Here is a 12,845-nt window from a genome sequence, read left to right as displayed (position 1 = left end):
TTCATCTCAAAAAATTAACACTTCACTTCACACTTAATCTGTCGTTCTGACACTTTAAAAACCAACCCTAACCCCCAATCAATGCGGAGGCATGGATGCCACCGGAGTCTAAGACCGGTCTATCCGGAGCAATAATGCGCAATTCGGGTCTGATCTTCCCACTAGTCATAGTGAGTTCAGTCCTGGTGATCATTGCGCCGCTGCCTCCGCTGGTGATGGACTTCCTGCTGTCCTGCAATATCACTGTTTCCGTAGTGATTTTGATGACAACAATTTACGTCACCCGTCCGCTGGAATTCAGCGTCTTCCCGGCGATTCTGCTGGGCACGACCCTGGCCCGGCTGGTACTGAACGTGGCGACCACCCGACTGATTTTGACGCGAGGAGCCGACGACGGTACTGCGGCGGCAGGCGGCGTGATCGAAGCCTTCGGTCAGTTCGTAGCAGGCGGTCATCTGGTTGTGGGACTGATTATCTTTGTGATTCTGGTCACGATTCAGTTTATGGTGATCACCAAAGGTGCGACACGTATCAGTGAAGTCGCGGCCCGTTTCTCACTGGACAGTATGCCTGGTAAGCAGATGGCGATCGATGCCGACCTGAATGCGGGTCTGATCACCTCTGAGGAAGCCAAAGCCCGCCGTAAGGAAATCACCGAGCAAGCCGACTTCTATGGCTCCATGGATGGTGCCAGTAAGTTCGTCCGCGGCGACTCAATCGCCAGTATCATCATCACGCTGATCAACGTCGTCGGCGGTCTGTATGTGGGTATGGTCGATCATGGCATGGAACTGTCCAAAGCAGCAACCGTGTTTACCACGTTGACCATCGGCGATGGTCTGGTCACTCAGGTGCCGGGCTTTCTGATCTCGCTGGCAGCCGGCCTGATTGTCACCCGAACTTCAGTCGACAGTAATCTGCCCCGGGACGTCGTCAAACAGTTTTCCGGTCATCCCGAAGCCCTGTTCCTGGCATCCACCTTCCTGTTCGCTCTGGCATTCACCGGACTGCCCGCCGGTCCGATGCTGGCCCTGGCAGTCGGCTGTACCGTGACTGGTGTCATGCGTCGCAAAGGTCAACAGGCGACAGAAGTGCAAAAACAGAAAGCAGAAACACACCAACAGCAGCAGGCACAACAGGCACCCGAGCCGAAGCCGGAAGACCATCTGTTCGTCGATCCGCTGGAACTGGAACTGGGTGTCGGCCTGTTAAGACTGGCTGATCCGGCGACCGGTGGCGATCTGCTGGATCGGGTGACCCGCATCCGGCACAAGATTGCCCAGGAACTGGGAATCATTCTGCCCAAAGTGCGAATTCGTGATAACATCCGCCTGGGACAACGCGATTACCAGATTAAGATCCGCGACGTCGCGGTTGCCTGGGGTTCGATCTACCCCGATGGGTTACTGGCCATCGATACGGGAGCGACCAACGGTGATATCCCGGGCATCGATACGATCGAGCCTGCCTTTGGTCGTCCTGCCAAATGGATTGAACTGGGCCAGAAAGAACGCGCCGAACTGATGGGCTTCAACGTTGTGGAGCCGTCCGCGGTGGCGATCACTCACCTGACAGAAGTCGTTCGCGAACACAGCAGTGAACTGCTCACCCGCGAACAGGTCCACGCTCTGATCGAGAACCTGAAAGAAAATTCTCCGAAGGTCGTGGAAGAACTGATTCCCGATGTCCTCAAGATTTCACAAGTCCAGCACGTGCTCTCGAATCTGCTTCGCGAACGAGTGCCGATTCGCGATCTGGAAACCATCCTGCAGACGCTGGGCGACTATGCAGACCGTACCAAAGAGCCGATGCTGCTTACCGAATATGTCCGTAATGGTCTGGCCCGCTCGATCTGTCAGCAGTACCGCGACAGCAATCGTCTGCTGAGAGTGGTGACGCTCGACCCGGAACTGGAAGACGTGCTCATGTCGGGCATCGATTACAACGAGCATGGCCTGGCGATCAAACTGGCACCGCGTACGGGCGAGATCATCACCCAGGCGATTGCCGACCAGATCGAACCACTGGTCGCAGCGGGAGGGCATCCGATCGTACTCTGCAATCCGCAGATTCGTGCCGGCCTGAAACAGATTACATCACCCCTGTTACCACGCCTGGTGGTATTGAGTCTGAATGAAATCACCCGCGATACCGATGTGGAAGCGATCGGGCAGATCTCAGCAGATCGACTGAAATCGAACGCGGTTGCGGGAGCAGGAGCTGCATAAGAAGCTGAAAAATAACGTCAACACGTCACAGAACTGATTCAAAATAAACATAGATCCAGCAGGATCAAACGGAAAACAATCAAACAGGAACTGGAAACCATGTCAGATGTTCGCACATTCAAAGCCGCCTCAATGCAGGAAGCATTGCAGCTGGTTCGCGAGGAAATGGGTAGCGAAGCTGTCATCCTGCAGACCAAGCAGGTGCCAGGGCGAAAAGGTCTCTTGCCCTGGACCCGTACTCCGGAAGAATTTGAAATCACCGCAGGACTGGGCATTAAGGTACGAACACCGGCCGCAGTCCAAAACGGCAGGCGCCCCGCCAGTTCAACGCTGCAACACCGTGCTTCCAATCTGCAACCAGCGGGCGCTCGAACAGAATCCGCAGCCCCTCGCGAAAGCATATATCGTGAGACGCCGCCCGAACGACAGGCACCACCAGTATGCCGAACCCCGCTTCCCGAACAAAGCTCTGACTATGAACGCAGGCCCCAGACACAAAGTCGTTTTGAACAGCGTCTCCAGGAAACGCGACCTGAGCCGAAACGGGATACCCGGCGGGGCTATGATCCTACCGAAGAATTTGCAGAAAAGCTGAATGCCATCCAGGAGATGCTGGAATCACTGGATCGCCGCACCCGCAACCAACGCTCTACCGATGTCCCCCCGGAACTGTTCCAGATCTACACTGATCTGATCGACGCCGAAGTCGATGAAAGCATTGCTCACGAACTAATCACGAAACTGAAAGAGCATGCCACTCCCGAGCAATTGACAGACAGCCAGGCCAGTCAGTCCCTGCTCGCCGCTCTGATTGAATCACAAGTCGCCTGTGCGTCCCCGATTCGACCTGTGCCCGGCGAACGGAAAGTAGTCGCCCTTGTCGGTCCCACCGGTGTTGGTAAGACAACCACGATCGCCAAACTCGCCGCGAACTTTCGTCTCCGCGACAATATTAAAATGGGTCTGGTTACCGTCGATACTTACCGCATCGCAGCTGTCGAACAGTTAAGGACTTATGCCGAAATCATTGATCTGCCCATGAAGGTCGTCAGCACACCGCGCGAGATGCAGCAGGCACTCGATGAAATGGTGGGGCTGGATCTGATTCTGATCGACACCGCAGGTCGCAGCCCGAGCGATGATCTGAAAATTCAGGAACTGGAAAGTCTGTTCCGTGAAGTTCCCATTGATGATGTCGCGCTGGTGATGAGTATGACCTCCAGTGTCCGCTCCCTGGAAGCGATTGCTGAACGATTCAAAGTCGCCCGTCCCACCTCGATGATTCTGACCAAACTGGATGAAGCTCCCGTGATGGGCAGCCTGCTGACACTGAGTCAGAAAGTCAAACTTCCAGTCCAGTATCTGACCACCGGTCAGGATGTCCCCGATGACATTGAACCGGCCAACGCCGCACGCATTTCACGCCTGGTACTGGGAGAAGATCGCCTGCGATAGTCTTACCAAACCAGTCTTACCTTTACTTCATTTCATACACTTTTTTCACGTCTCCTTAAATAGAGGGTCAGCCGATGGCTCCAGCTGTCAATGAATTCAACTTCGACCACGCGGATCTGCAGTCCGGTTTGCCTGCAGATCCACATGAGATCTCTGCCGGTTCGTCACGGGGCGACCAGGCGAAGGTCCTGCGTGGTCTGATGGAACAGCGACAGCCGGGAATCATTGAGAAAACGAACACCTCACGCTGCCGGACCCTGGCGGTCTGTAGCGGAAAAGGGGGCGTGGGCAAGTCGGTCATTTCGCTGAACCTGGCTCTGGCACTGGCGAAAACCGGCGCTTCGGTCTGCCTGATGGATATCAATCTCGCGCTGGGTAACATCGATTTACTCTGTCGCCTGAACGGCTACTGGAATCTGTCCCATGTGGTGAGTGGTGCCCGTTCCTTAAAAGAAATTCAACTCGAAGGGCCACTGGGAATCAATGTCATCACCGGAGCCAGCGGTCTGACGGATCTGGCTGACTGTTCGGAAGCGGTCCGCAAAGATGTGCTGGGCCAGATGCAGGAACTGGAAGCAACACACGATTACCTGATTCTGGATAACGGCACCGGCATACATCGCAGTATCCGGCAGTTCGTCACAACAGCAGACGATGTATTGATTGTGACGACTCCCGAACCGACGGCCATTGCGGATGCATATGCCACGATCAAATCATTATCGACCATCGAATCACTCAAAATACAAGCTCTGGTCAATCAATGCACCTCACTGGACCAGGGCGAAAAAGTATTTCAGCAACTCAAAAAAACGACCGAACTGTTTTTGCACACCGGTTTAAACCAGGCAGGCCAGATCCCTCACGATCTGCAAGTCGTCCAGTCAGTCTACGATCGGGATCCGCTGGTGCTCAGTCATCCGCACAGCCCGGCTGCTGAGGCGATTTTCCGTCTGGCCCGACATGTAATCGATGTGCGAAAAACGAACGAACAACCAAACAAACAAGAGTCTTACTTTCCGCGACTTTGGCAGCGTCTGCTGGGTGAAGCCGCATAAACTTGAAATTCAGGATTGAAACTCCGGGAACCTACTCTCTCATCTCTCTCATCCCGTTCTTTCCTGACTTAAAGTCACGTCCAATTTGTAACCCCTGACAATTCATTTGATTGAAGTGCGTGCAGACGCTGGTCTGTTACTGCGCAATCCAACCAGTGTTCATCTCGGAACTTAGGAAATGAACCTGCGGATCGTGGTACGCACCGGGAGCCGATGAAATGTTAGTTTTTAACGATTATCTAAATTGTAGGAGAAAGGTTAAATTTTCTGAATCAGGACACCGATATTAAAAGATAGAGGTGTGAAGTTCTCTTCGAAAAGTGAAGCGAGTTTCATCCCATCGTTTTTCAAACTCTATCCGGGAATATTCTGTGGCCCTGCATTATGCATTTCGATTATCGCTGATCGCTTTTGCGACTGAATCAGTACGGGGAATTATTTCTCACACTGATTTTATTGGAGCGACACAATCCGCACTCATAGCTGCAGTCATATTTTTTGGTCTTGGCCTGGTGTTCGGAGAGGTTGCTTCCCGTCTGGTTGAAGAATCAGTACGGGCGAGTTTTGAAAAATGGAAAACCAATCTTGAATAAGAATAAAAAGTATTAGCAGTCATTCATTTCATATCGTGCCTATTTGAAACGACTGTAAGTTGATCACGGAGGAGTAAATGGCCATCAAAGCCAGTGAAGAAATCGCAGAGGTCTGGAAGGAATTCAAGCAGGATCAATCCAACCAGACACTTCGCAATAAATTGATTGAGCAATACATTCCCCTGGTTCGTTATAATGCAGAACGGGTCTGGGCGAAGCTCCCTGAAGGGGTCGATTTAAACGACTTGATCTCAGCTGGTGTATTTGGACTGATGGATGCAATTAATGCATTCGATCTGGAACGGGGCGTGAAGTTTGAAACTTACTGCGTTCCCCGTATCCGAGGCGCCATGCTGGATGAACTGCGTACCATGGACTGGGTTCCCCGTCTGGTACGGAGCAAGGCCAGCAAGCTGGAAGCGGCCCGGAAGGCAGCGGAAGCAGAACACGGTCGTCCCCCGGCGGATGAGGAAATTGCCCGCAAGATGCAGTTGTCTCGCAAGGAGTTTGAAAAACTCAAAAGCGAAGCCAACGCCGTCGGCCTGGTAAGCCTCAACAAGAAGTGGTACGAAACCGACAGCTACAAAGATGTACGGGAAGTCGATATTCTCGAGGATGCCAAAGGGGAAGATCCGACCAAGAGCATCCAGAAACGGGATCTGATGCGTCTGGTCACCAAGGGCCTGAACCGCAACGAGCGTCTGATTATCATCCTGTATTATTACGAAGAACTGACCATGAAAGAGATCGGCAGCACCCTGGGTCTGTCCGAGTCGCGCGTCAGCCAGATGCACTCCAGCATCGTCAACCGCCTGAAAGAACAACTGGGCCGTCGACGTCCCGAATTTGCATAAAACATTTGTCTTACTCCTCTAAGACACAAAAGGCCTCCAGCCATCTGGAGGCCTTTTTTTATGCGTACTCCAAATGTTCAATTTGTAAATTCCTGCGAGTTCTCGATCTGTTTACTCGAAATTGGCACGGGATTCGATTTAGAATAGGCGGACAGGGAACATCAGTTCCGGCTCGTCGATTTCAGATCGCTTGGGATTTACATACTTCAGACAAACAATCGGGGTGACAGGTCATTCATGGAAGTTTCTCAAATTGAAGATTACTATCAGCGCTCACTGACGGAGGTGGGAAAAGTTCTCATGGGTCAGGAGGACCTGGTAGAAGGAGTGCTGATCGCCCTGTTCTGTGAGGGGAATGTCCTGATCGAAGGGGTTCCCGGTCTGGGTAAAACGCTGCTGGTCAATACGCTCAGCCACGTCCTGTCCAGCCGGTTTCGGCGGATCCAGTTTACCCCCGACCTGATGCCTTCCGATATCACCGGGCATACCGTGTACGATATGCACGAGAAGGTCTTTACATTCAATGAAGGTCCGCTGTTTACCAATCTGCTGCTCGCGGATGAAGTCAACCGGGCCCCGGCCAAGACGCAGTCGGCACTGCTGGAAGCGATGCAGGAACGCCAGGTTTCGGTGGATGGCAAAACCTATCCGCTGGAACGCCCCTTTCTGACGATTGCTACTCAGAACCCGCTGGAACAGGAGGGCACCTATCCGCTGCCCGAAGCGCAGCTGGACCGCTTCATGTTTAAACTACTGGTCGACTACCCGACCCAGGATCAGGAGAATGCGATCCTCGACCTGTATGCTGCCGGAAAGGACAATCGCGACCTGGGCACTTTTGGGATCGAGTCGGTCTTGAACACAGAGACGATCCTGGCCATCCAGAAACGGGCCAGTGAAATCATTGTCGAGCCGTCGATCATTAATTACATCACCTCGATCGTCTCCCGTACCCGGGGCTGGCACACGATTGAGGTCGGCGCCAGTCCGCGGGCCAGCGTGAACCTGTTGATCGGTTCGCGGGTGATGGCCGCCTGCCAGGGTCGGGACTTTGTAGTGCCCGATGATGTCAAGGATCTCTCCCTGCCCGTACTGCGGCATCGGATTCGACTACACCCGGAAGCGGAGATTGAAGGCATCAACGTGGATGACGTCATCCGTGAGATCCTGGAAAGTGTCGAGGCGCCCCGCCAATGATGCCCCGACTCTCTCTGCTGTTTCTGTTCGCTGCCGCCATGATCCCGTTCGCATTGGGGACGGTCTGGCCCGAAGCAGGACAGCTGGGCATCCTGATCTGCCTGGGAGTCTTCCTGCTGTCGCTGATCGATCTGGCGATCACTCCTTCCCTGCTGGCGATCGAAGTCAACCGGGATGTAAATGAAGTCCTGAGCGTCGGCACCCCCAACAGCGTCAAACTCTGGTTTACCAACCGCGGGACGGTGCCGCTCAAGATTCATGTGCACGATGAACCGCCGATGCCCTGTCATTACACGGATCTGCCCTTCGATATCGAGCTGTTTCCGAACAAGCACCAGTACAGCATCTACCATGTGGAACCACACCACCGGGGCAAGAACCGGTTTCGGCGGGTCTTTCTACAGATGAAAAGCCGGCTCGGCCTGTGGACCATCTACGATGAACGGGACATTCACCAGGAAATCAGGATCTATCCGGATATCAAAGCCGTGCATGGCGTGGAACTGATGGCCCGCCGCAATCGACTGGCGGAAGCGGGGATTCAGATGTCCCGCCTGCGGGGCCGTGGGACCGAGTTTGATCGTCTGCGAGAGTACCGTCGCGGCGACGAATTTCGCAGTATCGACTGGAAAGCAACCTCGCGGCACCAGGAGCTGATCAGTCGCGAATACGTGGTCGAAAAGAATCAGAACATTATCTTCCTGCTCGACTGCGGCCGTTCGATGTGCAACGCCGACGAAGGCGTGACCCACTTTGACCGGGCCTTGAACGCGGCGATCCTCTTAAGTTATGTAGCACTGCGGCAGGGAGACACTGTCTCGCTGATGGCCTGCTCAAACAAAGTGGAGCGCTGGGTGCCTCCGGTGCGCGGTGCCGGTTCGATCCAGAAACTGATCCGCCAGGTGTATGATCTGAATCCGGTCTACGAGGCCTCGGACTATCGGCTGATGTCGGAACAGCTGCAACTGAGGTACCGCAAACGCTCGCTGGTGGTCGTACTGACCCACGCGCTGGATGAAGTGCACCTCTCACATCTGAGCAATGCCCTGCGAATGATGCGCTGGCCGCACCTGGTGCTGTCTGCCTTCCTGCGTAACGTTCCCCTGCAGGACCGCATGAACGCGATTCCGGAAACGGACCGCGAAGCCTTCCAGATCGCAGCGGCAGCGGAAATTGTCGCCACCCAGACGTCACAGATCGCGGCGCTACAGAAATCCGGACTGCTGATCCTGGATACGCTGCCTGAGAATCTGTCGGTGAATCTCATCAGCCGCTATTTGGATATCAAAGCGCGACAGCTACTCTGATTACAACGCTGCGATGTCCCCCGTTTGCTTCCAGCTGCGCACAGGGTTATAGTTGTATCCATGCGTGCATTTTTAAACCATCACTCCTGTTGAACCTGTCAGCACTTCGAAAGCTCAGCGGTATGCAAATCTTCTCACGGACTCTTTTGCTGTTCAGCCTGTCTGTAATGGCCCTGATCTCCCCTTTGGTGGAGGCAGCGGATGACGCTGCCATTAGCCGAGAGCAGGCGATTGCCATTATCAAGCAGTTTCGTGGTGATATTAAATTTCAGAAAAATGATGCCAAACTCGACATCAAGTCCATCTTCTTCTCCAGTTCAAAAATCGATGACGCCGGACTTGTCTATCTAAAAGATTTTAACCAGATGCAGGATCTGGCCTTTTATGGAGCTCAGTTGACTGGAGCAGGTTTAAAACATCTGAAGAATTTCAATCAGCTGCAAAAACTGCACCTGGTACGCTGCCCCCTGAAAGATGCTGAGATGGTGCATCTCAAACAGTTCCCGGCATTAAAACACCTCTATATTCGCAATGCCAATCTGACTGATGAGGCCCTCAAACACATGCAGGGGTTGAAGAAACTGCAGAGTCTGTGGCTGGTATCGACCAAAGTAACAGATGCAGGACTGGTCCATCTGAAAGATTTGAAAGAACTAAGCTCGCTGAATCTCTATGAGACCAAAGTCAGTGATGTCGGCCTGGTTCATTTGTCAGGTCTGAAGAAGCTGAAGTATCTGGATTTAAAACTCACTCAAGTCAGCAGCCCTGCTGTTGAGAGGCTCCAGGCTCAGATCCCGGACTGCAAGATTTCATTTGACCGACCGATCCTGCCTGCGCATCTCAAAGTGGCTGAGGAAGTGAAACAGCTAAAAGGATTTGTAAGATATCGAGATGCGAACGAGCACCGGGTTTTGTCGACAATCAGTCTGAATGGTCCTCAGATCAATGATGCCAGCCTGTCCTGTCTGAAAGGCCTGTCTGTGTTGAAATCACTGACGTTGAATCGGACAAACGTCAGTGACCAGGGTCTGGCAAGCTTAAAAGATCTGACGGGGCTGACCTCTCTGACCGTCATGCAGTCTCCCATCACGGACGCAGGCCTGTCACATCTAACAGGGCTTTCCCACTTAACAGCATTAGATCTGTTCAGAACAGCTGTTACCGATGCTGGGCTAAAACACATCCTCAGCCTGAAACATCTGCAAAGATTGAATCTGATCAATACCGGAGTCACCTCTGCAGGCATTCAACAAATCAAGGCCGCCCTGCCGAAATGTAAAGTCGAAACTGGCGGAAACTCTGACGTTTCCATGCAGGGGCAAGCAGAAATTGCCACCCTCAAAGCCCTGGGGGCGCACATCCAGAGTCAAAGAGAATATAAGAATGGGAAATTCACTTCGGAGTATTTTACTTCCATCCGATTCTTTGGGAATCGAATCGCTGATGAGCAAATTCGACAGTTAAAAAAGATTCCCCGTTTGAAAGTTGTGACTTTCACTCAAACTAATATTACCGACAAGGGCGCGGAATATCTTTCCGTTTTAACAGAACTGGAACAGTTACAGTTATCTGGCACTGCGATTACTGATAAAGGTGTATCACACCTGGCTGATTTAAAGAATCTTCAAAATCTGGACCTCAATCGTACAGGAATCACCGACCAGGGTCTGGTTTCTCTAAACAAACTGCCTCAACTCAAATCACTGAACCTGGGGGGAACCCGTATCACAGATGCAGGACTGACACATTTAAAAACCCTGTCAAGTCTGGAGACCCTGAAGCTTTACAGCACCGGAATTACCGGTTCTACCCTGAATGAATTGAAGCCACTGTCAAACCTGAAGAATCTGGACTTATCCCTTACCCCACTCAATGATGACGGCTTAAAAACAGCTGGTGAATTACATCAGTTGCAGAGTTTATTCCTCACAAATACGAAGATCACCAGCGCCGGAATCGATCACCTGGCACATCTGACAAAGTTGAATTCCCTGAATCTAGATTACACACAACTCGACGATGCTGCCCTGTCACCCCTCGCCAATCTGACAACTCTCAGCTCATTGAATCTTACAAAGACACAGATTACTGATGCCGGGATGATTCATATATCAAAACTGAAAGCACTGAAGACGCTGAATCTGAATCACACGCAGATTACCAGCGCAGGTCTCACACACCTGAAATCACTGACACAGCTTTACAAACTGGGATTAAGAGAAACAGGCATCGATGATTCAGGACTCAAAACTCTCAGTTCCCTCTTCAAACTGCGCAGCATGGATCTGTACGGCACTCAGGTGACTGACGCAGGAGTGCTTCATTTCAAAAACAAAATTATCAAACCGACAGATCTCAACTTACACGGCACTCGAATTACCAAATCGGGTCTGGAAACACTGAAGCAGGAATTCCCAAACTGTCAGATCCAGGCATCACCTCCGCTGGATTCTGACATTGAAGCAATACTCGCCAAACTGAAAAAAGCGGGTGCTTATCGTGTTCGCCGACTACGAGATGATGATACAGAACAACTTACAATACGGTTCTATCCTCAACTGGATAATCCCCCAAAATTGCCATCCATCAATGAACGTCTCCAGTTGTTAAAGGGGCTGAATACGTTAGAGGAGCTGGAGATTTCCGACAATAATTTGACTGACCTGGGTCTCAAAGAACTTCAGCACGTACCTGAACTGAGAACGCTGAGAATCAATGCCGGTAAGTTGACGGTAGAGGGTTTGAAACAGGTAGCTCAACTGAAGAAACTGAAACTGCTGCAGATCCAGAATGCGGGAATCACCAATGAGCAACTGGTAGTGCTTAAAGACATGACACAACTGGAAACACTGGTCCTGAGTGGCAATCAGATTACAGAGCACGGACTCAAACATCTTTCAGGCCTCACAAATCTCAAAGGACTCAATCTGAGCCAGAATCGGATTTACAGTGACGGAATGGTGCATCTTGCCTCCCTCAAAAACCTCAGAGGCCTGATCCTGGAAGGGACTCGCGTGGCCGATCAGGGGCTGGAAGACCTGATCACTCTTCCGCGGCTGCGGACATTGATTCTTAATGGAACGACCATCACAGACGGTGGAACACACCTTCTGAAGAAGATGACCTCGCTGGGAATGTTATCACTGGAATCCACCTACATCACCGACAGAGGACTCAAGGATCTGGAAACGCTGCGGGGGTTATATCGACTGAATTTGAATGATACGAATGTCACCGAACAGGGAGTTAAAAACTTTCAGCGTCTCGTGACAAAATGCCAGATTGAATACACAACACCTGTCGCATCGACTCTGCAAAAAATTGTACAGGAACTTAAAGAAGCGGGCGCTGATGTGCGCTTAATCAAACTGGGGAATCGCCAGGCAATTGGTTCAGTGTTTTTTCGGAATCCCCTCAAAGGTATCTTTACCGTTGATGACCGAACCGATAAATCACAAGTGCTCGACAGTTGTCTGATACGGATCTCGGCGATGAAAGAGTTGAGAGAGTTAAGCATTCACTGGCCTGAATTCGACGATTCCAAGCTCAAACATATCAAAAATTTAAAATACCTGTCTGAGCTCGATTTGACCGGGAGCCGCATTACTGACACGGGAATTCAAGAATTGCAGGAACTGGTAAACCTGCAAATTCTGAAACTGAATCATACACAGATATCAGATAAAGGAATCGCCGATCTGGTGAAACTGACTCTGCCCCGGTTGAATCAACTCGAACTGAACCAGAGCAAAGTGACGGAAGCGTCCCTTGATTCTTTGAAAGAATTGAAGCATTTGCGAAACCTGTCTCTGACTCATCTGATGGTTTCGAAGCCGCGCCTGGAGGAATTCAGGCGGGCACTACCGAATTGTCGCGTTCAGGTCAAAACCGAAGAATAGCCAGCATAGCCGCGGGATCAACTCCTAATCGCACCTGCACGAAAACATATACGCCAGTGCGGTTGTACGGGTGGTACCGGTTGTAAGAGACAGTGTCCACGTCGAGTATGGGGAATGGTGAAAAGATTTTTGCGGGTGATCTCACTCAATCCGGAGAGAATCTTCAGGTCGGTATCGTGTGCATATCTTTAAATAGCCGATATTTATAAAGAATTAACAAAGTCAGTCCCCGTGTAAAATATGCGGGGAGCGAG

At 51.7% G+C, this 12,845-nt stretch carries 8 protein-coding genes; all 8 read left to right on the top strand.

Translation table 11 applies throughout. From position 1 onward, the window contains the following. The first annotated feature begins 134 nt into the window (after positions 1 to 134). The 8 genes from flhA to Enr10x_RS24725 all read left to right on the top strand — a co-directional run bounded on the left by flhA (position 135) and on the right by Enr10x_RS24725 (position 12,591). The gene (gene flhA / locus Enr10x_RS24760) at positions 135 to 2,228 is read left to right on the top strand and encodes a flagellar biosynthesis protein FlhA (protein ID WP_145114085.1); all 2,094 of its coding nucleotides are present in this window, start codon (positions 135 to 137) and stop codon (positions 2,226 to 2,228) included. 99 nt (positions 2,229 to 2,327) lie between these two features. Next, entirely contained in the window at positions 2,328 to 3,683 is a 1,356-nt protein-coding gene (gene flhF / locus Enr10x_RS24755) for a flagellar biosynthesis protein FlhF (RefSeq protein WP_145451703.1), read from the top strand. Positions 3,684 to 3,757: 74 nt separating this feature from the next. Then, on the top strand, positions 3,758 to 4,741 hold the full coding sequence (locus tag Enr10x_RS24750) for a P-loop NTPase (protein ID WP_145114089.1): 984 nt from the start codon (positions 3,758 to 3,760) through the stop codon (positions 4,739 to 4,741). A gap of 371 nt (positions 4,742 to 5,112) precedes the next feature. Then, positions 5,113 to 5,334, top strand: coding sequence for a hypothetical protein (locus tag Enr10x_RS24745; protein ID WP_145114091.1), 222 nt, complete (start codon positions 5,113 to 5,115; stop codon positions 5,332 to 5,334). A 77-nt stretch (positions 5,335 to 5,411) separates the two neighbouring features. Continuing rightward, the gene (locus Enr10x_RS24740; RefSeq protein WP_145114093.1) at positions 5,412 to 6,188 is read left to right on the top strand and encodes a FliA/WhiG family RNA polymerase sigma factor; all 777 of its coding nucleotides are present in this window, start codon (positions 5,412 to 5,414) and stop codon (positions 6,186 to 6,188) included. A gap of 237 nt (positions 6,189 to 6,425) precedes the next feature. Continuing rightward, complete coding sequence (locus Enr10x_RS24735; RefSeq protein WP_145451701.1) at positions 6,426 to 7,385, top strand: AAA family ATPase; 960 nt, start codon at positions 6,426 to 6,428, stop codon at positions 7,383 to 7,385. Further along, positions 7,382 to 8,692, top strand: a complete 1,311-nt coding sequence (locus tag Enr10x_RS24730) for a DUF58 domain-containing protein (protein WP_145451699.1) — start codon at positions 7,382 to 7,384, stop codon at positions 8,690 to 8,692. The genes Enr10x_RS24735 and Enr10x_RS24730 overlap by 4 nt, the downstream gene beginning before the upstream one ends. A gap of 122 nt (positions 8,693 to 8,814) precedes the next feature. After that, positions 8,815 to 12,591 (top strand): leucine-rich repeat domain-containing protein, encoded by a 3,777-nt coding sequence (locus tag Enr10x_RS24725; RefSeq protein WP_145451697.1) that lies wholly within the window; start codon positions 8,815 to 8,817, stop codon positions 12,589 to 12,591. The last annotated feature ends 254 nt before the right edge of the window (positions 12,592 to 12,845 follow it).

Origin of the sequence: Gimesia panareensis (assembly GCF_007748155.1) — a bacterium.
GTDB lineage: Bacteria > Planctomycetota > Planctomycetia > Planctomycetales > Planctomycetaceae > Gimesia > Gimesia panareensis.
Note: the sequence above shows the minus strand (reverse complement) of the source record. Positions and strands in the feature narration are given on the sequence as shown.